The sequence below is a fragment of the Pseudomonas fluorescens genome (assembly GCF_001623525.1).
GTDB lineage: Bacteria > Pseudomonadota > Gammaproteobacteria > Pseudomonadales > Pseudomonadaceae > Aquipseudomonas > Aquipseudomonas fluorescens_Q.
In genome coordinates, this window is the sequence record NZ_CP015225.1 from 1040446 (window position 1) to 1063487 (window position 23042).

Annotated in this window: 23 protein-coding genes and 1 pseudogene; 10 read left to right on the top strand and 14 right to left on the bottom strand. The window is 55.0% G+C overall.

What is annotated here, in order from left to right; translation table 11 throughout:
• The first annotated feature begins 183 nt into the window (after window positions 1-183).
• Entirely contained in the window at window positions 184-2103 is a 1920-nt protein-coding gene (locus TK06_RS04395; protein WP_086936565.1) for a Tat pathway signal sequence domain protein, read from the top strand.
• Window positions 2104-2468: 365 nt separating this feature from the next.
• On the opposite strand, the gene TK06_RS04400 is transcribed toward TK06_RS04395, so the two are convergent.
• The 8 genes and pseudogenes from TK06_RS04400 to TK06_RS04430 all read right to left on the bottom strand — a co-directional run bounded on the left by TK06_RS04400 (window position 2469) and on the right by TK06_RS04430 (window position 7819).
• The gene (locus TK06_RS04400; protein WP_203417398.1) at window positions 2469-3056 is read right to left on the bottom strand and encodes an enoyl-CoA hydratase/isomerase family protein; all 588 of its coding nucleotides are present in this window, start codon (window positions 3054-3056) and stop codon (window positions 2469-2471) included.
• A gap of 58 nt (window positions 3057-3114) precedes the next feature.
• Window positions 3115-3258, bottom strand: a pseudogene (locus TK06_RS33345) (hypothetical protein); the annotation flags it as partial.
• A gap of 166 nt (window positions 3259-3424) precedes the next feature.
• On the bottom strand, window positions 3425-4186 hold the full coding sequence (locus TK06_RS04405) for an alpha/beta hydrolase (RefSeq protein ID WP_238992584.1): 762 nt from the start codon (window positions 4184-4186) through the stop codon (window positions 3425-3427).
• Window positions 4187-4287: 101 nt separating this feature from the next.
• Entirely contained in the window at window positions 4288-4908 is a 621-nt protein-coding gene (locus TK06_RS04410) for a flavin reductase family protein (RefSeq protein WP_063321001.1), read from the bottom strand.
• 93 nt (window positions 4909-5001) lie between these two features.
• A complete protein-coding gene (locus TK06_RS04415; RefSeq protein ID WP_063321002.1) occupies window positions 5002-5415 on the bottom strand; it encodes a tautomerase family protein in 414 nt (137 codons plus the stop codon).
• Between the two features lie 56 nt (window positions 5416-5471).
• A complete protein-coding gene (locus TK06_RS04420; protein WP_063321003.1) occupies window positions 5472-5882 on the bottom strand; it encodes a hypothetical protein in 411 nt (136 codons plus the stop codon).
• 52 nt (window positions 5883-5934) lie between these two features.
• Window positions 5935-6828, bottom strand: a complete 894-nt coding sequence (locus tag TK06_RS04425; RefSeq protein ID WP_063321004.1) for an alpha/beta hydrolase — start codon at window positions 6826-6828, stop codon at window positions 5935-5937.
• 7 nt (window positions 6829-6835) lie between these two features.
• Window positions 6836-7819, bottom strand: a complete 984-nt coding sequence (locus TK06_RS04430; RefSeq protein WP_063321005.1) for an MBL fold metallo-hydrolase — start codon at window positions 7817-7819, stop codon at window positions 6836-6838.
• 268 nt (window positions 7820-8087) lie between these two features.
• On the opposite strand from TK06_RS04430, the gene TK06_RS04435 reads away from it, so the two are divergent.
• Window positions 8088-8573, top strand: a complete 486-nt coding sequence (locus TK06_RS04435) for a winged helix-turn-helix transcriptional regulator (protein WP_063321006.1) — start codon at window positions 8088-8090, stop codon at window positions 8571-8573.
• A gap of 141 nt (window positions 8574-8714) precedes the next feature.
• Here the strand turns inward: TK06_RS04435 and TK06_RS04440 are convergent, their stop codons facing one another.
• The 4 genes from TK06_RS04440 to TK06_RS30560 all read right to left on the bottom strand — a co-directional run bounded on the left by TK06_RS04440 (window position 8715) and on the right by TK06_RS30560 (window position 13084).
• Entirely contained in the window at window positions 8715-9632 is a 918-nt protein-coding gene (locus tag TK06_RS04440) for a LysR family transcriptional regulator (protein ID WP_203417399.1), read from the bottom strand.
• 21 nt (window positions 9633-9653) lie between these two features.
• Window positions 9654-10406 carry a maleate cis-trans isomerase family protein gene (locus TK06_RS04445; protein ID WP_063321007.1) on the bottom strand — a complete coding sequence of 251 codons (753 nt, stop codon included), beginning with the start codon at window positions 10404-10406 and terminating at the stop codon, window positions 9654-9656.
• Window positions 10407-10430: 24 nt separating this feature from the next.
• Complete coding sequence (locus TK06_RS04450) at window positions 10431-11750, bottom strand: MFS transporter (RefSeq protein ID WP_109790730.1); 1320 nt, start codon at window positions 11748-11750, stop codon at window positions 10431-10433.
• Window positions 11751-12199: 449 nt separating this feature from the next.
• Complete coding sequence (locus TK06_RS30560) at window positions 12200-13084, bottom strand: SDR family oxidoreductase (protein WP_086936566.1); 885 nt, start codon at window positions 13082-13084, stop codon at window positions 12200-12202.
• A gap of 78 nt (window positions 13085-13162) precedes the next feature.
• Between TK06_RS30560 and TK06_RS04455 the strand changes: the two genes are divergently transcribed.
• Window positions 13163-13750 carry a TetR/AcrR family transcriptional regulator gene (locus tag TK06_RS04455; RefSeq protein ID WP_063321008.1) on the top strand — a complete coding sequence of 196 codons (588 nt, stop codon included), beginning with the start codon at window positions 13163-13165 and terminating at the stop codon, window positions 13748-13750.
• A 91-nt stretch (window positions 13751-13841) separates the two neighbouring features.
• On the opposite strand, the gene TK06_RS04460 is transcribed toward TK06_RS04455, so the two are convergent.
• Both TK06_RS04460 and TK06_RS32660 read right to left on the bottom strand, forming a co-directional pair.
• The gene (locus TK06_RS04460; RefSeq protein ID WP_086936567.1) at window positions 13842-14774 is read right to left on the bottom strand and encodes an MBL fold metallo-hydrolase; all 933 of its coding nucleotides are present in this window, start codon (window positions 14772-14774) and stop codon (window positions 13842-13844) included.
• A gap of 993 nt (window positions 14775-15767) precedes the next feature.
• A complete protein-coding gene (locus TK06_RS32660; RefSeq protein WP_203417454.1) occupies window positions 15768-16508 on the bottom strand; it encodes a hypothetical protein in 741 nt (246 codons plus the stop codon).
• A 194-nt stretch (window positions 16509-16702) separates the two neighbouring features.
• Here TK06_RS32660 and TK06_RS04470 point away from each other — a divergent pair, with 194 nt between their 5' ends.
• The 7 genes from TK06_RS04470 (at window position 16703) to TK06_RS04500 (ending at window position 22865) form a co-directional block, all read left to right on the top strand.
• A complete protein-coding gene (locus tag TK06_RS04470; RefSeq protein WP_063321011.1) occupies window positions 16703-17323 on the top strand; it encodes a hypothetical protein in 621 nt (206 codons plus the stop codon).
• Between the two features lie 67 nt (window positions 17324-17390).
• The gene (locus tag TK06_RS04475) at window positions 17391-18287 is read left to right on the top strand and encodes an abortive infection family protein (protein WP_238992585.1); all 897 of its coding nucleotides are present in this window, start codon (window positions 17391-17393) and stop codon (window positions 18285-18287) included.
• Window positions 18288-18342: 55 nt separating this feature from the next.
• A complete protein-coding gene (locus TK06_RS04480) occupies window positions 18343-19449 on the top strand; it encodes a hypothetical protein (protein WP_063321012.1) in 1107 nt (368 codons plus the stop codon).
• Window positions 19450-19796: 347 nt separating this feature from the next.
• Window positions 19797-20129: an IS66-like element accessory protein TnpA gene (tnpA, locus tag TK06_RS32375; protein ID WP_063321013.1), complete on the top strand. Its 333-nt coding sequence runs from the start codon at window positions 19797-19799 to the stop codon at window positions 20127-20129.
• Window positions 20126-20461: an IS66 family insertion sequence element accessory protein TnpB gene (tnpB, locus tag TK06_RS32900; RefSeq protein ID WP_003177794.1), complete on the top strand. Its 336-nt coding sequence runs from the start codon at window positions 20126-20128 to the stop codon at window positions 20459-20461. The genes tnpA and tnpB overlap by 4 nt, the downstream gene beginning before the upstream one ends.
• 81 nt (window positions 20462-20542) lie before the next feature.
• Window positions 20543-22069 (top strand): IS66 family transposase, encoded by a 1527-nt coding sequence (gene tnpC / locus TK06_RS04495; RefSeq protein WP_063321014.1) that lies wholly within the window; start codon window positions 20543-20545, stop codon window positions 22067-22069.
• Window positions 22070-22151: 82 nt separating this feature from the next.
• Window positions 22152-22865 carry a sulfite exporter TauE/SafE family protein gene (locus tag TK06_RS04500; protein WP_063321015.1) on the top strand — a complete coding sequence of 238 codons (714 nt, stop codon included), beginning with the start codon at window positions 22152-22154 and terminating at the stop codon, window positions 22863-22865.
• The last annotated feature ends 177 nt before the right edge of the window (window positions 22866-23042 follow it).

A 23042-nucleotide genomic window follows, 5' to 3' on the forward strand; every position in this document is an offset into this window, starting at 1 on the left:
AACGCTAAACACCTGACTCAAGTGGCTCCGCCTCCTGACACGGATTTCCATCGCGGTAATGGCTTTAATACGAAGTTCGTTGCTTCCAGATGCTTGGTACTTGCGGTGTCGCTTGGCGGGTTGTCGACTATAGCTTCCGCAGCGTCTCAATCCCCGTCGTGTGAAACACCACCAGGCGGGATAATGTTCATTACTCAAGATTGCATCGATCCGCAGTTCGACCGCCCGGTAATCGATAGCCAGGAAGATTTGAAAAGCCCTGTTCTGACGCATCGCGTTTCTGGGCACTTCGAAGGCACCGATGTAAAGTTCAGCTTTTTCTTCCCGCCGAAAGCCCAATGGAAAGGGCGTTTCTTCCACAAGGTTTATCCCTTGGGAGACGGTAGCGTTCCGGACCGGGTAATCAAATTTGGTGCCGAAAGTGGTGCGTATACCGTGGATACTGTTTCGCCCTCTGGCTATCGAGCCAACGCTGCAGCTGCGAAATTCTCGAAGATGGTTGCCGGGGAATACTATGGATTTTCCGCTTCTCAGATCCACGGTTATATCTATGGTGGCAGCGGTGGGTCTTATCTGACCATCGCGGCGGCTGAGAACTCGTCGGGGGTATGGGATGGTGCCGTCCCATTCGTCATTGGCGTCCCAACATCGATTCCAACCAATTTTTTTGTACGTGCTTTCGCACGTCTTGTACTCGAAGATAAGGCGTCACACATTGCCGACGCTATGCGACCGGGAGGTAGCGGCAATCCTTTTGCAACGCTTGACGCCACGCAGGCCTCCGTTTTTGCGGAGGTCACAGCAATGGGTGTGCCCTTGCGCGGTTGGGATAATTACGCGTACATCCTGGGTCTCAAAGACCCGCAAGGTTTACTGGGGTTTGCCAGTTCGGTCAAAGGCATTGATCCCGGTTATGCAGATGACTTCTGGAATAAACCTGGCTACCTAGGTACCGAGCAATCCACTCTGGGCAATCTTGTACGAAGGGCGAAAGTTGATCGCGTAGTGTCGGTTCAAAGGATAGATCGTGACTCAGCTGGTAAGCCACTAAGCTTGCACGTGGCCGGGCTGTCGAACCTCAAGAACAGCTCTTGGTTGGACTTTACCCTCGAAGGAGCAGAAGGGGGTAATCGAAAATTGCTTGGGTCGTTAGATGCCGAGCACGGAGTTATTACGCTGTCCGCGCAAAATCAAGCCGATATGCTCAACGCTCTGAGAAATGGAACCCAGGTTCGTGTCGATAATCGCTGGGCAATTGCGTTGACGTCCTACCATCGGCATCAGGTACCGGTTTCTGGTGGATTTGCTGTTTGGGATCAATTTCGCAATGCAGACGGTTCTCCACGCTACCCGCAACGCCCCCAAGAGGTAGGCTCAATAATCAGCACAGGTGTCAGCGGAGGCGGTAGCTTCACCGGCAAGATAAACGGCAAGATGATAATTATAGCCAACGCACTTGATGTCGATGCCTACCCTTGGGATGCCGACTGGTATGGCCAGCGATTGAAGACAGGAGAGGGGGATCAGTACGACGCGAAGGTGCGGACCTGGTTAAACGATAATGCAGACCATTTGGATGGCAGCGTTGTTGCCTCGGGCGCGGCTGACAATCAGTTTGTAAGACTCATCGATTACAACGGCATCCTCGAACAAGCCGTCAGGGACGTAAGTGCCTGGGTGGAAAATGGTATAGCGCCGCCTCGCTCCACTCAGTATGCGCTCAATAATGGCCAGGTCTCATTACCCCCAGACGCATCAGCAAGGCAGGGTATCCAGCCTGTTGTGAAACTCACGTCCAGGAGCGGTGAGAGAATCATTGCCAAAGTCGGGGAGCCCGTCACGCTGCTTGGTGACATTACCGTCCCGCCCTCTGCCGGCAAAATTGTGAAAACAGAATGGAGCCAGACGGGGAGCGATGACTTTCTAGACGCTCCACTTCCTCATCAGCCGTCAGAAGCGCTCGCCACACATAAAACATTCGTCTATTCGAAACCCGGCACCTACTACCCCGTGCTCCGTGTGATATCCCAGCGTGAGGGTGACGCCAAGACGGACTTTGCGCGGGTCGCTAACTTGGCAAGAGTACGCGTCATAGTGAACTAGGTTCTGTACGAAATCAGCTGAAACTTACGGCTGCTTCCCTACCCAAACGCTGGCTGATCTGGCGGCGGAAATCTCGAAGCAGACCGGCAAGAACATCCCTTACCGCAACCTCCCGGAAGCCGACTACGCCGCAGCGCTCGAAGGTGCTGGCTTGCCGAAGGGTCTTGCCGCAGCATTGGCTTCCTATGACGTCAGCGCCTCCCAGGGGGCTCTCTACTGGAGCGAGCGCGCCTTGGCTGAACTTATCGGGAGGCCAACCACGCCGCTTGCTATCCGCGTCGAACGTGCGCTAAACGCGTTCTGACGAACTGCCTGCCAGCCATTCGCGCACGTTCCGCTCCTTGAGTCGGTTTGCGTAGCGGAAATCAATGACCCTTGAATTCGAGCTCCAGGCGCGGCGTACCGGCCTTCAGGGCCTTGATGGCCGAAGCAAGCCCGTTCTTCACGTCTTCTGTCTCGAACAAGGGCATGGCAATGTTGAACATCACATCGTCGGCCGCCTGGATGCCGCCGTTGGCCCAGGCGCGCAGCAAGGCCTTGTGAGCGGCGTGGGCGCGTGTGGGGCCGTGCACGAACTTCGCGGCGAACGCATGCGCCGCTGCAAGCAGTTCGGCATCGGCGACGACGCGGTTGATGACGCCGAAGCGCTCCATCGTCGCGGCGGGGACACGCTCGGAAGTCAGCGCCCATTCCATGGCTCGTACGCGTCCCGCGCGTTCGGCGACGCGGTAGATGCCGCCCAACAGGGTCACTAAGGCAAGCGACTGTTCCGGATGGCAGAATGTTGCGCTTTCGGCGGCAAAGATTACATCGGCACGCAACGCCAGTTCGAAACCACCGCCTGCGCACAAGCCCTGTACCACGGCGATGACAGGCAAGGGCAGACGTTCGAAGCGATTGAAGACGTCCATGTAACCCTCGAAGCGTGCACGCAACTGGCGGGGGGGTGTCATCGGGCCAGGACGTGATGTCGCCGCCAAAGCTGAAGTTCTCGCCCTCGGCGCGCACCAGCACGACGCGTGCGTCGCTGCGTTCGATCGCGCTGACTGCCGTAGCCAGTTCGTCAACCATCTGGTCGTCGATGCGGTTTTGCGGCGAGCGATCAAGAACGATCGTTGCTATGCCGTTCTCGATGGTATGGGTGAGATGAGACATGTCGGGCTCCTGCGTGGTCGCAAGTTGAGGTTAGGAGAGGTGTTCCTTGAACCAGTCCAGCGCGGCGCTACTTGATTGATCGAATCTGGTGATGTACGGATCGAAGTGGCCGCCGGGAATCGTCACGAGGCGCTTTGGCTCAAGGGCACGCTCGTAGGCGGCCAGCTCAAGATCGGTCAGCGTGATCGTGTCCTGCAGCGCGACGATCAGCAGCAGTGGCGTGGGGGGACACGCGCGCAATCCACATGCCCGGTTCGTACATGCGCGCAGCGCGCGTCGAACGCACCGTGACGCTGTTCTCCCAGGCGCCGTCGGGTACGGGCTGCAGATAAAACTCGATGGCTTCCTGGGTGCGGTAAGCAGCAGGGACGGTCGGATCGGCGCTGACAATTGCCTGTCTACGCGGCGGCTCGCCGCGTGCTTGCGCGCGCTCGTCTGCCGCGAAGGCATCCTCGATGGCGGCGACAGCATCGGGCGGAATGCGGCGCAGTCCTTGCTCGAAGCCGCTGATCGTCGGCACCTGCGCGACGACCGCACGCAAGCGACGTTCGGTTGCGCCAAGCACGAGTGCGTGACCGCCGGAATAGCTCGTGCCCCATAAGCCGATGCGCTTCGCATCGACGGCGTCCTGGTCTTCGAGGAAGCTGATCGCGCGCCGCCAATCGGCGATCTGACACCATGGGTCGATATCCTGGCGCGGCGTGCCTTCGCTGGCGCCGAAGTTACGGTGATCGTGCAGGAGGACGACAAAGCCGTTGGAGGCAAACTGCTCAGCGAATGGCTCCAGGCCGTGCTCCTTCACGCCGGCATAACCATGCGCCATCGTGATGGCAGGATAGGGCGCGGTGCCGCCGGTGGGAACATAGAGCCAGCCGCGCAGCGTGACGCCGCCCTCGGCTTCGAACGCGATATCGGTACGTCGAAACATGGAAGTTCTCCTTGTATGAAGAGGTCAGGCGGCGCCGTAAACCCTATGCACAGCGGCAGTTCACGCCTTCCACCCTTTTGCCTCGGTCACTCGATGCCTGGTCAATTGCCTGGGCGCTCGAGCGTGAAGAGTTGCTCCGCGCCGATTTCGAAATAGTCGGCCGGCCCACCTCCGCGCAGGATCGGGCGCGCCTGCGCAGTCTGATACACGCCGTCCTTGATCAGTTGCTGGTCAATGTGGATCGCTACTACTTCGCCCAACACCAGCCATGCCGGGAGCGCCGCACCGCCTTGCGCCTCAAGCTGCACGATCTGGGTGACCACGCACTCGAACTGCACCGGGCTAGCCGCAACGCGCGATGGCCGTACTTTTGCGGAGGGCAGCGTCTCCAACTTGGCCAACTCGAATTCATCGACGTCCGCTGGCGCCATCGCCGCTGAGGCGTTCATCGCCTCTGCGAGTTCTCGCGTCGCCAGATTCCATACGAACTCGCCGGTCGCACGCGCATTGGCGAGCGAGTCCTTCGCACCAAGCGAGCAAAAGCCGATAATCGGCGGCTTGTAGCTGAATAGGTTAAAAAAGCTGTAGGGAGCGAGGTTACGTACGCCGTCGTTGGAGACAGTACTGATCCAGCCGATCGGGCGCGGAGCGACGATGGCGTTGAGCGGATCGTGCCGCAGGGAGTGTCCCTGTGCCGGTTCGTAGAAATGCCAATCGGTCATAGCTTACCTCTTTGGGGGCGCGCGCAAGGACTGCCACCTGCTCGAGTCAATTCTGCTGCGCCGTTTCTAAAGAACGGGCGGCTTTCGTATTTTTTACTTGTTTACCCAAGGCATGGAAAGGTCAATGTCAGAGACCAGCTTGCCACCGCCGAAGCTCATGTTCTCCAGGGGAACGGCATACATGATCAGGCTGATGTCGTCCTGGCTGACGCCCACTTTTTCTACCGCGTAACGGGTGACCAACTCCGCGAGCTTGCGTTTCTGCTCCACTGTCCTGCTCATGCCTATCGTCACCGTTACGACCATGCGCTTGTCAGATCTCTTCATGTCAGGAAAAGTCGGATGGATGAAAAGCTCATCGTCCTTGTGCTCACTGATGATGACGAAGCGGTCATCCTTGGGCGTATCCATGGCTTCATGAAGAGCGAGATTCAAGGCATCCGCCAGCGCGCGTTTCTCTTCACTAGAGAATTTTTGAGCTGGAATGTGGGCGTGAAAAACGGGCATGAGTGTTTCCTCAGTTGTGTTGTTCAGCTAATACGCGGCGACGAATTGGCCCCGACTTAGCTAAAGAAATCTTGACCGAGTGTTTCTTCGAGTCGCTCTTTCAGGCCAGCCGAGAACTCACGAACGACGGGGAACGGGCTTTGAAAGAGCTTGATATTGTGGACGAGGCCAGACTCATTCCGAGTGATGATGGTGGTGCCGGCGACCGGCTTACCACCGTGGATGGCATCCCACTCAAGGTAAGTCTTCGCACCGTCAACCGTCTCCGCGGTGAACACGAAGTCTTCGTACATCGTACTCGTCGCGGCAAAGAATGCCCCGATGGATGTCGGGCCGACCACTGTCTTGCTGAGGGCTGAGGTCTGAAGGCTGGCGTCAGCAGTGAACGACTTCGCGAAGTCGCTCGTTCCTTTCTTCTTGACGATTTGCATCCATGCTGTTCCCGGTGGGTTGGTGTCAGTAGTCATTACAATCTCCTATTGAGTGTTTGCAGTTTTGCAATGTGTGTGCGCGCGCGTGCTAGTCAGCGAGGTGCCCGATGAGAAACTCGCCGGCTCTCTGGAGCGCGTCGTGGGCCTGGGGCAAAGAGGCTGTCTGAATGTGCCAGACGTGCAACATCTCCGGCCACACCTCAAGGTGCGATTCGCCGCCGGCCGCGCGCACCTTTCGGTCAATTTCAAGCGCGTCGTCGAGAAGTACTTCGTCGCTTCCGACATGTATGAGCAGCGGAGGAAAACCGTGCATGTCGGCGAACAGGGGCGAGATGCGCGGATCCTTCAAATCGTGGTTGCCAGCGTAAGCCGCTACCATCTCCCGCATCGCGCTCGCGTTGACCATTGGGTCGCGGTGAGCCAGTTGCGTTAACGAGGGCAGCGTCAGCGTCAAGTCTGCCCATGGGCTAATGAGTAGCGCTGCTCGCGCGTCCTTGTGGCCTTTCGAGGCTGCATAGGCCAGAACGTTGAGAGCCATGCCTCCGCCACTGGAGTCACCTGTCACGGCGAATGGCTTGCCAAGCGCACGCAGTGCTTCGTAGCCGCGGATGGACTCGTCGTAGGACGCCGGAAATGGGTGCTCAGGTGCCTTGGAGTGGTCCAGAACGATGACCTGGGACTTTGCCGCTCGAGACAGCTCCCCAAGCATGCCTAAATGCGAGGAAGGAGAGCCAGCCACCCAGCCACCACCATGGAAATGGTAGATGACTCGGTCCTTGGAAGCGCCAGGAGCCGTAATCGCCACCGCAGCTACGCCACCGAGTTGGATCGTCTCGACGGTTAGGTCGGCTGCCGGCGGGTTCGCTTGTGAAATGGCCTCCATGCCGACGCGGAGCGTCTCGATGGTGCGTACGGGATGCGCAAAGTCGAAGGCGAACATCGCATCCCGAAGCTCACGGACGGAAGATGAATCGTAAGTCATGGTCAGTTCACTCCAGGTTGAGGAAAGTCGCCGGTACCCAGTCATAGCCTTCGCCGTTGTCGGCTTTGCGAAGACGGCCCAGGCCAGGGAACGGCATGTGGGCTGCGGCAATCATCGTCTTGTCCGCAGCGAGTTTCACCAGCAGGTCTTCACGCGTTTTGACCGCCGACGCGCTGTCTGAGTCGAAGACGATGCTGATTTCCGGATGCGGCATCTGGACGGCGCCAACATGAGCTACGTCGCCCCAGATGAGCAGCGACTGACCCTTTGAGGAAATCATGTAGCCGGTGTGACCGGGCGTGTGGCCGGGAATGGCATACGGTGCAATGCCGGGAACGATTTCGGCCATGCCTTCGTACGGCTTCCATTTGCCCGCAGCGATGTAAGGCGCGGCGCCATCCTGTGCGACCTTGAAGAAGATTTTCGATTCTTCCGGGGCCTTGGCCATGATTTCCTTCGACAGCCAGAAGTCGGCGTCGGCCTTCGTCATCATCACGGTCGCGTTCGGAAAGACGCGTTTCCCGTTTTGGTAGATACCGCCAGCATGGTCAGCGTGAAGGTGAGTCAGTAGAACCAGGTCAATCTGCTCCGGCTTGTAGCCGGAGGCCTTCAAGTTCTGCGCGAGCTTGCCCAGTGTAGGAGGGCCCCAGTGACCGCCTGAACCGGTATCGATGAGAACGAGTTTGGAGCCGGTGTTGACGAGGAAGCCTTGGACGGTTGCCGAAACATGCTTGGGATCGTTTTGGAAGGAGCGCGCCAAGAGGGACTGAATGAGCGCGGGATCACCGTGTAGGAGACTGGAGTCGATACTACCGCCGCCGTCATAGAGCGCAGTGACTTCATAGTCGCCAATCATCGTGCGATAGAAGCCTGGAACCTGCTTGTGCTGCATCGGCGCAGCAGCTTGGACCGGAGCTACAGCAGCGAAAGCGCCCGCGAATGCTAACGATACCGCGAGCAGGGTACGCGAAGTGATGGTGGAGAATTTCATCGTGTTCTTAACCATTGTGTGTGGTGGATATATAGGTACGTACAGCTGTAATGATCTTCAGCAAAACGCCAACTCATCGTGCCATGTCGCTGTTACCGCCTTTCCGGCCATACGCAGCATCGAATTGCCGGTGTTACCCGTGATGAAAGCCCGGATGTTCGATTTTTTGCCGATCCGCCTGAGCTGTCATAGCGCTTGCATTGTGCAAGTGGTTGAATAATATTCGAGCACCTTGCACAATGCAAGTGGAAATTTAAGGAGAGTAGCTGTGCAACAAACAAGACGATCGGGCTGCCCGATCAACCTGACGCTTGAGCAGATCGGCGACCGCTGGAGCTTGATCGTTATCCGCGATGTCATGTTCGAGAACAGACGCAGTTATGGCGTCCTGCTAGAGAAAAACCAGGAAGGTATCGCCACGAACATCCTCGCAAGTAGGCTGAAGCACTTGACCGCGGCTGGCCTGCTGACACGATGCCCGGATCCGAATCACCAGCAGAAAGTAATTTACAGCCTCACGGAAGCAGCAATACAGCTGGTACCTCTGCTCGCGTATGTGGCTGCCTGGGGTGTTCGGCATACGCAGCCGAGCAAGGAAGCGTCTTTGCGCGCGCAGGTGCTGGAGAAGGGCGGCCCTTCACTCTGGAGTGCCTTTATGGATGAACTACGTTACTTGCATCTCGGTGCACCGCGTCCGGAGCGCTCGGTATTGGACCAGCTCCGGGCCGACGACGAGCAGGCGATCGCTACTTAGTACCCATCTTTGGCGTCATGACATGCAGCATGTGGTGCAAGGCTATCCATGCTCGAATAGCTTCAGCCTTGCACGAGATGGGGTGTCATCGAGCGCACGCTGTTCATCAACGGGTGATTTTGCCTTCGAGCCTGATATCGCTTACTCCATTTCGAGCAAGTGCTCCAGGAACAATCCCGCCGCGACCGACAACGCCGCTCGCGACCTTACGCACACGCTGAGTTCGCGGGAGGCCCACGGTTCATCCAGCCTGATCACCTTCGCTCCGTCCATTTTGTAAATCGCCGCGCTCCCCTCGGGCATGATGCCAATGCCCAGGCCGGCCTGAACCGTCAGGCATAGCGCGTCGTAGCTGGAGACTTCCATTCGGATCCTTAGCGAGCGCCCCAGGTCGTTGGCCGCCTTGATCAACTGAAAGTTGAGATGAGTGCCACTGCGCAATGCAATGTATTCGTGATCCAGGGTTTCGCTGAATTTGACAGAGTGGCGTGTCGCCAGCGGATGCCCAAGGGGAACCAGTAACACCAGGCGATCGGTACGAAACGGGAAAACCTCGATATCGGCACCGTGCGGAAGACGGGTGAAGATGCCAATGTCGGTACGATTTTCGGACACCGCCTTGGTGATGGCCAGGCTTGGCCTTTCTTCAAGGCTGATGTTGATCAGTGGATACAATTCCATGAACGACTTGATCAGGCTCGGGAGAAATTGGGTGATGGCGGAAATATTGGCCAGGACATGCACCGATCCACGTCGGCCGTGGGAGTAGTCACGCATCTGCACGACGATTTCATTGAGGTTGTTCAATGCACTGCGAGCCATGAACAGTAGTGACAGGCCCGCATCGGTCGGGGTGATGCCTTTGTTGGTGCGGTTGAGCAGTTTCGAGTCGAGCAGTTCTTCCAGCTCGCTGAGGCGTTTGCTGACCGCCGCCGCTGCGATGTGCTCGCGTTTGGCGGCGGCAGCAATGGTGCCTTCTTCAATGACGCTGACAAAGAGTCGCAACGAGACCGGATCGAGTTTCATGAGAGGTACCGATTTGGTCTGAATGGCCAGCATAGTACCTCCTTAGGCATTGGCTCAGAACGCCCCGGACAACAGATGGCCGGCGTTGGGTACTTGAGCCTTGAGGCCCAGGGTTTTCAACATTTGATAAACGGTAGCGACCGATGCCGACAGCACCGGTTTGTCGAGGCGATCCTGGACAAGCTGGATCGCGGGTAGCGACGGCATTTGCACGCAGCAGGACAGCACCACGCCATCAGCCTGGCCGATGTTCAGTCTGTCGGCGTGAGCCAGCAGATTCATCGGGTCCAGGCGCCCGACTTCGAGGTTGTCGGAAACCTCTAGGCTGATGGAGTCGACCACTTCGATTCCGGCCGCTTCGATGTAGTCGATGACCTGCCGGGTCAACGGCTTCATGTACGGTGTGATGATCGAGACTTTCTTGTAGTCGAGCATGTTCAAGCTATCGATCAGTGCTCCGGCGGAGCTCAGTACCGGAGCGGTCGATTGATTGGATGCCACGGTTTTACTCAGGCGCTCCTGCGAGACTTTGTGATAGCCAGCGCCTTGGCACATGATCGCCACCAAGCAGGCATAGGCCATGACATCCACTCGCGCATCGCTCAATTCCAGTGCGCAACGGTCGCTGTCGATGTCCATCTTCTTCAGCTCTTCAGGGCTGACGTGCATCATGCGCATGCGTGAAGAGTGAAAGGTAAAATGCTCTTCGGGAAACAGTTCGTAGCGCGAAGTCAGCATGGCCGGGATTTCGGTTTCCATCGTCGTGTTGGAACTGGGGACGATTTGACCGATGCGAAAGTTTTTCATGGATTTTTCCTTTGAGCGGTCGGCTCAGTTGCCGCTGGTGAGTTGAACGCCTTTGGTCTCCTGCAGCGTGAACACCATGACAGCGGCGATGACGTAGGAAACGGAGGCAAGGGAAATGGTGGCGGTGAAGCCGATGAGTGGGATCAGCACCGGGACCAGCTTGATGCCGGCGATGGCGCCGACTCGGCCGAAGTTGAAACAGAATCCCGACGCAGTTGAACGAATGCTGGTCGGGAACAACTCCGAGTACCAGGCACCGAACCCGCTGAAATAGCCTGTGAAAAAGCCCAGCAGTGCCGCCAGCAACCCGAGGGTGATGACGTTCTGGGTGGTGAACAGCAGCTTGCCGTCCGTCAATGGCATCAAGGTCGCCGAATAGGCAAACACGGGCACCATGATCGCCATGCCACCAAAAAACACCGCGAACGACAGGCGACGGCCGATGCTTTCAGCCAGATAGCCGTAGGCCAAGTAACCAATAGTGGCGCCGATGCCGATCCAGATGACAAACACCGGGGCCTGATCGATACGCACGTTCAGAATGCTTTGCAGATAAACCGGCATGAAGGTGGTGATGATCCAGTAGCCGTACATGCCCAGAACCGAAATGCTCAGGCCCAGCAGGGTCACTTTAAGGTATTGCGGACGGAAGATTTCCATCAGCCGACCCTTGTCGCTGTTATTACGCATGAATTCACGGTTGGCCATCCAGACCGGTGATTCCTTGACGAACAACCAGATGAACACCAGGGTGAAATAGGCCGGGATCGAGGCATAGATGAACAGGTTTCTCCAGGATTCAGGATTGCCGCCATCGAGGAACGTCCAAGCGAAAATCGCTGCCAGCAGACCACCACCCGACCAGCCGGTCTGCATCAACGCAAAGGCCTTGGCGCGACCGGCCACAGGCCAGATCTCCGAAACCAGCGCCGCCGCGGCGGACCACAATCCACCCACGGCGATGCCCACACAAAAGCGGAACACATTGAGCTGCCACAGGCTGTCGGCAAACGCGCAGAGCAAGGTGCCGGTACCATAGACGAACACTGACAGCATCATGGTTTTCTTGCGGCCGATCTTGTCGGAAATGTTGCCGAGGAAGAAACCACCAATCCCGGTGGCGAGCAAAAACCAGGCAACCGTGGAGACCACGTCACCCAGGCCGACGGCGAAGGTCTGGGCGACCGCCAAAAGTACAAAACCAAAGACAGTGGCATCCAGCGCATCAAACAGCCAGGCGGCCCAGGAGCCCCCCAGCGTGACGTAACGCTGGTTGGCGGTCAGTTGGCCGACTCCGTTGACGACAGGAGCTTGCGCCGTGGAGCTGGCGGCTAGGGTTTTCATGGTTCAACCTCGCGGGTTTGCGTTTTTATTCTTGGAACCCGTGTGCCGAAAGGTCATCGGCATACGGGTGGTCATGTGCGACCGATGTTAGGAGAGGCAAAAGCCGTTCGTATATCAGCCATTCGCGAGCCTGCCATCGCGGGTCGCGATGGCAGGGAGAGAAAAAGATCGCAGAGGGCAGGGGGAGGGCTGGTTGATTACTGTGATCGGTGCATTTGGAATAGATCGCGATCGCTTCGACCGGTTTTTTTCTTTTTGGGTGCCGCAAAATCGAGTAGTTGCTCCGTCAGGGCGGCTTAACCGAAAGCTTACTGCATGGCGACGAAATGGCTGAGTAGGGAGTCAAACAGCTCAGGAAAGCGTATTCAAACTCATCTTTACGAATAGGGTTAGCATGATTGGGATGTCTAAGTTCAGACGCCCGTTCACGCGCTTATGTCTTTAGATGGCTATTTTTTGAATACATCAAGGTTCTCGCGAAGCCAGGCGGACAGCGAACGCGGCGGGGCACCGGTGAGGTCTTCAACAGTAAAGGTTCGTTCTGTCAGGACGGAGTCATGGAAAACGCGATCAAGGCCCACAAGAAGATCAACTACAAATGGGGATAGTCCCTCTGCTAGCAGTGCAGAGCGATGTTCGGCGGGGGAGCGATGAGCATAGGTGACTGTGCGGCCTAATAGACTGGATAATTCCTCGGCAATTTGCGTCATTGTCCAATTTCGAGGGCCTGTGAGGTGATACGCACGCTGGGATTTCTCCGCCACCTCCTCAAGTAATGCTGCGCGCGCAGAGTCTGCAACATCCCGTGTGTCTATCAGATTTACGCGTCCATCGTTCGCTGCGCCGGCCCAGGTGCCCATAGCAATAGTGTTGCCAGCACGCTTTAGTACGTCCATGAACGTAGTGGGCCTCAACACAGTAGATGCTATGGATTGTTGACCCAGATGTGTTTCTATCAATGAATGCCAGGCAAAGGGGTTTATCGGAGTCGATGGTCCCATAACCGAAAGCTTTACGATGTGCTGCACGCCCGCCTCTACGGCAGCGTCAATAAGGGCAATCTCGTTAGCGACTTGTCGCGGGGAAGTGCCATGTGCAATGAACAGCTTCTCAACACCTACAAGCGCTCTTCTGAGGGTTAACGGCTGATCAAAATCCAACTCTGCAGAGGCTACCCCTTCTGGGAAGGCGCCGGGTGAACTCTGGCGTGTTAGTGCAAGTAGGTTGATTGGGTCTTGTGCTAATTGACTGATCAATCGCCTTCCTACGCGGCCAGTCGCGCCAGCAACGGCGATGCTGAGTGGTTGCGCTCGATTAGTCGATTGATTGAGCATAACAAAATCTTCCTATATGATGGAACGATCAGTCCATCTATATTGGTCTGATCGTTCCAGGTTGTCAACGGAGGAGTCATGAGCGGTAAACCGCAATATGACGAAAGTGCAGTCCTAAAAGCGGCGATGGGTGTTTTCTGGCGTCATGGTTACGCCAATGCATCTGTTAGCGATCTGACCGAAGCAACGGGTTTGTCTCGATCAAGCCTTTACCAACGGTTCCATGATAAGGATGGGCTCTTCAATGAGTCTCTTCAGCTGTATACCGACCGCGTATTGACGCGAATGAGATCGACCCGAGCACAGACCTCCAAAGCGAGCGTAGAGACGCTGCTACGTGAGTTTCTTCCGAGGGAATCTGATGTAAAGCGCCCCTCTGGTTGCCTGATATCTCGCAGTAACGCTGAGCAGGAAGACCTCACTGCTGCTGGAAAGAAAACCGCGAACGCTGCGGCTTGCCAGCAGCGGCAGATTTTTTTGGAGATTTTGACTCATGGGCAGCTGGAGGGTGAGATCGAGCAGCATGTCGATTTGGATCTGCTGGCGTGGTATTACTTTGGAGTATTACAGTCCATTGTAAATCTGCCTTCAGTCGGAGCTACTAGCCAGACACTTGCCCGCCTCATTGACCTGGCAATGTTGGCGTGGCCTAAAAATCATGTATAAAAATAGCCGCGTATAAGCAGGGTGACTTAACCTTTATCGCTTGCTGACGCTTGATGAAGAGGTGTGCGATTCATCCGTCAGCCAAGGGATGTTATTGATAAAAAAACTTGGCGGATGCTCTTTCAACGCTAAAAAATAGCTCTGCATCTGGGTATTTTGTTTTCATGCGGCTCTGAAGTTCTGCGCGGTTTTTTGATTTTGAAAGTTCTTCTTCAAACACTAAAAGATATTGTTTTGTGAAATTGATTGCGCTGTAGGCGTCAAGTTGTTTGTTCGGAAAGTTATGCCCTGGGATGACGATGTTGGGCTTTAACTGTGCAAGCGCATCGAGATTTTGAACCCAGCGTTTTCGGCTCTCAGGCGTCGTTTCTACGGTATAAACGTGCATCTGGTCATAGGCCATGTCACCGACAACCGCAACACGCTCTTCTGGAAACCAGAGGTAGGAGTTCTCATCAGTGTCCCCCTGGAGATGCTTACGGATCTCGATTTTTGTACCTTCAATACTGAGTTGATCCCCATCAAACCTAGTGATGGGGACTTCACGGGTAGCTGCCTTTGACGACAGTAGCCCATGCCATTTTTCAAGCTTGGCCTTGTACACCTCATCTATACGGCTCGCGACCTTAGAGTTGGCTAAGATCTCCACGCGTGGGAAAGCGTCCTTAAAAACCTCCAAACCGAGGAAGTGGTCAGCATGCTCGTGAGTAATATAAATTTGCTTGAGATCCTTTTTGAGTGAGCGTATCAAATTGAGGACCTCGAGCGCATTCGCTCGGGTAAGTTGTGCGTCAATTAGTAGGAGTTCGTTATCTCCCTCAACAACCACCGAGTTATCAAAGAATCCATCGTCCTCTGAGGTGAATACATGAAAATTTAGATTGAGGACTTTGGCTGATTGGTTGGCGGAAGCTGTTCCCACTCCGAGCAGAAGGGCGCAAGTTAATACTAACTTTTTAACAAATGCTGTTTTTTCCATGTGCAATATGCCTTTTGCTGTACCAGCGCTTTCATTAGGAATCATGCTGGAACGATCGATTCAGGATGTCAAGTCACTTTTATGACCATGTTCCGGCCTGAGAAAAAGTGGGATCGATGGTCCAGCCTGAGCCTGGCGTCAATCTGTGGTCAGTCGAGCACGATGTGCCGCATTTGGTCTAAATAGTCAGCCCATTCGTTGAGCCGTTTCCCGGCGCTGTACCAGCAGTTAGGCGCGCATGCATACACGGCAGCTAGTACTTCGGGCAGGGATATCGCGAGCGCTGGATACCAGTGGAATTGGACGGGCGACGGCGGACTCTATTAATAACTGCATGTTATTAAAGGTTTTTTGAATCTAGTGAAAATCCATCACAGGCTATCCGGATCCCCAAAGAACATTTTGACTTGGCTCTAAGACGGCATTTTCAGCTTGAAAAAATCTTGATATGCCCCCAGATTTGCCCCCAGTAACACGGGATGCACGCGCGATCACGAACTGCGATCTATCTCATAAGTAATATAAATTTTTAGCCGATTTATCGGCGTGTTCTCTGCGCGACAGCGCGGCGTCAAGGCGGCGGACTCCTACTCGATTTGTAGAAGGCTCTTCAGCCCATCAACTGCATCATTTTCCGAGCGCCTAGGACGCTGATCGCCCGCTTAAGGTTGTAGGCGGTGACAGCTAAAGCCATTTCAGCGCTCGTCCTGCAAGTTGTCGCAACAAGAACCGCCCGATTCCAAACGGCGCTGCTCCCTGAACAAAGTAAGGTGGGAGCCGACGGCGGCATGGGTCAGTAGCAATCACGGCGAAGGCATCACAACGATTCACAGCGAGTCTGCGTTTTTCACGGTTGTCTCGCCTGCTGGGGTTCAGGGGGGGGCGATCCCTTGGCGGTGAGGACCGCATTGAAAGCAATCAGCCGTAGCAGGTGCCTCAAGCGTTAAGGCTGCAATGGAGTGGTTGGCTTCCGCGAGTGGTGATAACGTCGGCCAACCAGACGGGAAAAAGCCTGCTGGCGTGTCTCCCGAGTCGTCATCAACGCGCCACCATTTCCATCAACACCATCTTGCTCAAATAGTAAGCAATCTTCCCTGCGGGGATGAAATTCAAAAGGTCATTCTTCTCGCTTGCAAGCGTGACCATGCCGGCAAACCTCCAGACGTCATCGACATCGGCGATGACCACCGACCCACTCATGCCACGAAAGTCCTCCGGACGATCACCCACGATTTTTATGTTTGAAAGGCCAGGAGTCCCTGGTGCGGCGAGCTGCCCTCTAAGCCAGTGCAACTGCGCGTCCAACACCCTGTTGTCGTAGTCGTACCCTCGGCCCTCGTCTGGGTAGCCGAAGACGTGGAAGAGGTCAGCTCGGCCAAAGTCTTCGGTTTCCGCGCAACAGGCCGCGTCCAGGCTTGCGAGCCCTGCGGCGAACAAGGCTGCGTGCTGGGATTTCACGACCCGCAGAATGACTAGGTCGGAATCCAGATCGGGGTCAGATTCGTCCCGGAAAACTGCGTGCTGATCGAACAGGATGGACAGAGGCGCGTTCCGGAGCAGAATCCGCAATTCGTTATGCGCTGCACCTTGATTGTTGAGCACGTGCTGGGCGGTTAATACGAAGAGTTCTCCCGCATACTCCAGCACGAAAGCAGTTCCGACTCCATAGTGGGAAAAGTGCTCGTCATGGTGCTCACTGCTGAGGATCACTGGATGAACCTGGCCAAGCATCATGTCAACAAACTCTGTTGACGACATGAATTCTTCCGACTCCTGCATACTTCCCCCCATCTTTATGTCCTTGCCATATCGTGTCCGTCCGGACTGTGAAAAGTCCCAATGCCGGTGCCGCTACTCATAGCGAAGCCCCACAGAGGGCGCGAGCATTATGGAGCCTTAAGGGTGGACTTTACCTAGCCTATGCCATGTAATGGCCACTATGCGGAGTCGCCGTTATCGAGAAGGAGTTTGTTTTGGTTGATGCTGCCGTAGTTGAGCGCGTCCTCTGCGTGGTTGATAGATGTCTGAAGGGCCAGTTTCCTGACGATTACTACAAACGGTGTCTGTACGCATCCTTTGGTGTGCACGGTCTCCTTCAAGCAATGGGGCGCAGCCCTGCAGTCGTGGGGGGGGATTTCCTGGCCTTTGTCGTCTCGCGGGATCAACGTCAGGCCACCATGCAAGGATATGCATCTGATTCGGGCGGGCACTCTCATTATTGGATAGAGCTTGACGGTGCAATCATTGATCTGGGCACATATTACCTGCCCATAGGCTCAAGCTTCCCGGCAAGTGAGATGCCGGCGCTGTTTTGGGATACGGGTTATCGCATGCCCAAAGGGCTCAGATATGCTCCTGAAGCTTGTTATTCCTCGCCGGAAGTAGCCCATCTCGAACCACACATCATCGAAAAAATGGAGCCATTCCTGGCAGCCTGTCACGCCCGCATGGCGCAGCCTCTGGTCAAGCCGAAAATCGGCAAGTGGCTGGTGACATCGCCTTCCTCGATTAAGAAGGCGGCGATCAAAGGCGACGTGTGGGCACGCGCCGTGATGCGATATGAGTCAATGCCGGCTGAGCCTCTACCTATTTAATGGGTTACCTCTCACGATAAAATCCATATACGCTGCTCTCCTGTTTACCTAGCAATAGGATGACGATGTGATAGGCAACATTTTCAACGTCTTTTCTCGAAGGAAGGAAAACCAGGCGGTGGTTAGAAAACCACTGACAGCCGGATTCAGGCATCGCACGCTCATGTTGCTACGCGATGCAAATGGCGGAAGTCTGTATGAAATCCTTGAGTTTCTTCATGGAAAACTGGCCTATTTGGTTGGTCGAGTTCCGCTGACTCAGTCCAAGGCATCCTCTATTATGGAGGATGCCATGGAGTTCCTCCGTACGTGTAGTGACGCCCACTTTCTCGATGCTGTGGAATACGTTGTTCATTCAGAAGCACACCGTTGCTTGGGCGGACAGCAAGAGAAGGTAGTGGATAGGCTGAACGAGTTTTTGAGTGTCGACGACCTACCTTATTTCATCACCAAGCAGATTTGGGAGCCTTGGCAGAGTGACGACTTTCGCGGCCAATCCATCCGGTTGCTCGAAGAGTCCAAGGTAATTCCGAAAGACAGTCAAGTGATCCATGAAACGGCGATCGAGCCGGCTCTTCAGTTGCTTCGGCAACCCGCCTTCCGCCATGCTAATACCGAATTCATAGCTGCACTGGAGGACTACAGACACCAGAAATTTGGAGACTGTGTCACCAAGTGTAATTCCAGCTACGAAAGCGTGATGAAGGTGATCTGCGGCCAGAAGGGCTTCGGGTATACCCAGGGAGACACCACCTCGAAGCTCTTGAGAACGATCATGGGGCAGACTCAAATGGACAGCTTCTGGGAGTCGCCACTCTTAATTGTGGGCACACTTCGCAACAAACTTGGCTCCGCCCACGGAGCAGGAGAGAAGGCGAAGGTGGTTCCCGAGCATGTAGCAAAGTACGCGCTCAACGTGACAGCTTCGGCCATGGTGTTCTTGCATGATCAGGCTTATAAGTAAGGTCTGAATTTTTCCAACACTCAAACCCGAAATATCACTTGCACAAGGGATTGTTATGCAAAGCTATAAAGATACGGTTGAAGATTATATTAAGAGGCACATCTTCTCAAAAACTGGTGAGGCATTTCTCGATCCTTCGATTGAAGAAGATGTAATCTATTCTGAGTTGGATTTTGTCGGTCGATTGTTGTGCCAGAAGTATATTGAGGGTGATTCGAGTTTCTATCTCTTAGATAGCGTGCAAGTCCAAGCCGCTGCTGTTCATGGCCATCAGGCAGTTTTAGTTTGTAAGGGGATGCTAGATCTGATATTTCGTGCCTCCGCAATGATGGTAGGAGCAGAGCGGCGCCAAAAATTTCCAGAGGATGAATTCTACGAGCCTTGGAGAAACAATCTTAGCTTTTGGTTTAAGAATGCGGAATTCGATTGGTCGGATGAAAGGTATTGGTGGCTTCATCAGGATGATTATAGAAAAGCTTTTGAAATGCTTGCCGAAGGCTTATTTGTATTCCTTGTCTTGCATGAAATAGGGCATCTTCACAATTTACATGGGGACAGACGAGCTGGGAACTCAAAATCTTCACCCTCTTCAGACGCTGATGAAATCTTCGTTCATGAGGCCTTGGGAAGCGTTGAGGCGGTAAGTGAGGCCGACAGGCTAGCTACACACACTCGCGAAATAATTGCTGACACTTATGCGTTTCAGTTCATGCTTGTCGAGCTCAGAGAATGCTTACTTCCGGAGTCGGAATACGCTGGTCGAGATGAGGGTGGGTTGCGCGTCATAAATTTTGGCATGTGCATCTACATGGTTGCTTCCTTGTTCTGGGCGTTAAGTTTTCAGCGGCCAATGCGCAATGACACTCAAGATGATGATTACCCATCCCACCTTTTCAGACTGCAGAGCATTGAGGCCACTTCTCTTGAGCATCAATTATGTGGTGGTAACAAACAGACGCACCTTGGCATGCAAATTGGTATAAAGAATTATACTGATAAGTTGATATGTGCTGCTGGTGATAAGGGCTTTGTTTCTTGGCGAATGACGGCTGAGCTCCCTGCGAATCACGAGCACTATCAGAAAATCTGTGAAATGACGGATGAATGGTCAAATATTAAATTTGGTGTGCGCAATGAAGACTGGCTTCGCTGGCCGTTCTGACGGCTGGTGCCGATAAGCCTCAAGGCGTCTGAGCTCAAACACAGTTAACGCGTAGTGCAAAGCTACGCGTTCTGACTCTTGGAGACTTATGCGCCAGCCTTAGACGATTCTCGCTTCTATCGAAGTTGGCAGACCATCCACTCTTGTGATCCGTCGAACGTAAGCGGACGCTGAACACGTCCGGTGAAGACAATCCTATGGGTACCTGAAAGCATCTGAACCTAATTTTTACTCTCCAGAGCTGTAACCGTCCGGGCAACACACCTTCCTGATGCCATCGCTTAAGGCGATGGTGTCCACCTAAATTTAAGTGGACACCATTTTTTAGCCTTTTTAAGCGGACGCCCATGCCACAAGAACGTCGTTCCTATTCCAAGTCCTTCAAGGCCCAAGTCATTGCCGAATGTGCGCAGCCTGACACCTCGATTGCCAATGTCGCCTTGATCCACAACCTCAATGCCAACCTCGTCCATAAATGGATTCGGGTGCATGGGCAGAAAAACCTGGCACTGCAAACTGCCTTTATTCCGGTTAAGGCAGCGCCGTCGATAGCGACGCATCAAGCTCTTCCCGCTACGATCCGAATCGAAGTACCTCATTCAAAAGGCGTAGTTGTGGTGAGTTGGCCGACAGAAAATGCAGCGTCGTGTTCCGCTTTCCTGCGAGACCTGCTGCAATGATCCGCGTCGATTCCATCTGGCTAGCCACCGAGCCCATGGACATGCGCGCTGGCACTGAAACCGCGCTGGCGCGAGTTGTCGCGGTGTTCGGTGCGGCGAAGCCGCACTGTGCTTATCTGTTCGCCAACCGCCGCGCCAATCGCATGAAAGTGCTGGTGCATGACGGCGTGGGGATTTGGCTGGCCGCCCGGCGTTTGAATCAAGGACGCTTCTTCTGGCCGGGTGTGCGACACGGCTCCGAAGTTGAGTTGGATGCCGAGCAACTTCAGGCCCTGGTGCTCGGCTTACCTTGGCAGCGCGTCGGTGCAGGCGGAATCATCTCGATGCTTTAACACCTGCCATGGCACGCTTGCCAGTGCAATTGGCCCATCAGTCTATCGTCGCCACCAGCCCTCTCTGGCAAAATCGGCGGCATGACTTCGCATCCCAATCTCGACCAATTAGATCCTGAAGAACTGCGTGCCTTGGCGGCGCAGTTGATCCAGCGCGTCGAGACCATGGACAAGCAAATCACCCATCACAAGTCGGTCAACGAGAAGCTGGCCCACGAGATTGCGCTGCTCAAACGCTTCAAGTTTGCCAAGCGCAGCGAGCAGTTGAGCCCGGATCAAGCCAGCCTGCTCAGAGACTTGATCGATACGGATATCGCCGCTATCGAAGCCGAACTTGAGGCGCTACAACCGGCATCTGTCGAAGCCAAAGTGCGCCTGCAACCCAAGCGCGCCCCGCTGCCACCGCAGTTTCCTCGCACTCTGATCCATCACGAACCGGACAACACCCACTGCCAGTGCGGCTGCGCCCTCAAGCGTATCGGCGAAGATACCAGCGAAAAGCTCGACTACACGCCCGGCGTGTTCACCGTCGAGCGCCACATCCGTGGCAAGTGGGTCTGCGAACAGTGCGAAACGCTGATACAGGCGCCGGTACCGGCGCACGTCATCGACAAAGGCATTCCGACAGCGAGCCTGCTGGCCCACATCATGGTAGCCAAGTTCGCCGACCATCTGCCCCTGTATCGCCAAGAGAAAATCTTCGGTCGCGCCGGGCTGCCCATCGCCCGTTCGACCTTGGCGCAGTGGGTGGGCAACTGCGGCGTACAATTACAGCCGCTGGTTGATGCGCTGCGCGAAGCCGTACTGACGCACGGCGTCGTCCACGCTGACGAAACGCCGGTACAAATGCTGACGCCTGGCGCGAAGAAAACTCATCGCGCTTACGTCTGGGCCTATGCCACCAGTCAGTTCTCGGATCTGGCTGCGGTCGTTTACGACTTCAGCCCGAGCCGTGCTGGCGAACATGCTCGAAACTTCCTCGGCCACTGGAACGGCAAGCTGGTCTGCGATGACTTTGCTGGCTATAAGGCAGGCTTTGAACTAGGCGTCACGGAGATCGGCTGCATGGCCCATGCACGCCGAAAGTTCTTCGACTTGCACGCGACTAATAAGAGCCAGATTGCCGAAAAAGCGCTGCACTACATCGCGTCCTTGTACGAAGTTGAACGAGAGGCGCGCGAGCTGGAGCCGAGTATCCGGCAGCTCATACGGCAGGAAAAAGCATCGCCGATCATCGATGCACTTTATACCTGGATGATCGCTCAGAGGCAGCTTGTGCCTGAGGGGCCAGCCATCGCGAAAGCCTTGGATTACAGCCTTAAACGGTGGATAGCGCTGACGCGCTATCTAGATGATGGTGCTGTGCCCATCGACAATAACTGGTGCGAGAATCAAATCCGACCGTGGGCTCTTGGACGCTCGAACTGGCTGTTCGCGGTTTCGTTACGTAGCGGAAAACGGGCAGCGGCGATCATGAGTTTAATCCAATCGGCACGACTCAACGGGCATGATCCCTATGCTTACCTTAAAGACGTGTTGAATCGTCTGCCGACCCAAAAAGCACATGAGGTGACAAATTTGCTACCGCATCGATGGCAAGCTCTGTAACCATGGGACGTTTTTGAAGATTTGAAATTGCTCCGCCTCGTCGACCCACAATTCAGTTTCCTAAGGCTAGTCGCGTTCCTTTATGGTTTATGCATCCTTCCTTTTGATCGCATTGCTCTACGCCAGCGTCGGCCAGGCGGGGGCTTCAGGTTATATAGCAGTCATGGCGCTGCTTGAGTTTGCCCCGGAAAGTATTAAACCAACTGCATTAGTTCTGAACACATTGGTTTCTCTACTGGTTACTTGGCGCTTCATGCGCTCAGGCCGGGTGGATTGGAAATTACTGTGGCCCTTTGCTTTAGCAGCGGTGCCCATGGCACTGCTAGGCGGTGCTCTGACTCTGCCAGTGCTTTGGTTTGACCGGCTACTAGGTTCGCTCTTACTGGTCGCCGGAATCCCCTTCTTTTTGAAAAAACCTAATGAGGAAAGCATTAAGCCACCCAGAGTTGCGGTGGCCTTACTCGTTGGTAGCGTAATAGGGGTTCTATCTGGATTAACCGGAGTGGGAGGTGGCGTTCTGATTACGCCCCTGCTGATCTATTGCAGATGGGCTAGCGTGAAAACGGCAGCGGCAATTTCTGCTCCGTTCATTCTTCTCAACTCTTTAGCTGCTCTGGCAGGACATTGGGGCAGCACCAGTCAACTCCCCGAGAACGTCTGGGGGTTAGCGATGATTGCACTCTTGGGAGCGTTGATCGGTTCCCACCTCGGAACCAAGTTCCTACCGACAAATGCGGTGCAGAAGATACTTGGAGCGATTCTTCTGATGTCAGGACTCAAACTGCTGCTCGGGTAAGCATCCAAAAATTACGACACGGAGAAAAAGTCAGCCATGACGACCCCTCCGACCCAATCCCGTCGTCAACCTGGTTTAACCAGACGCTTACTTTCGTCGCACTGGATGAGACGTCTCGCTGGCAGCGGAGGGCTTACGCTAACCAGTACCTAGTGATGATTGCATCATCCATGGGAA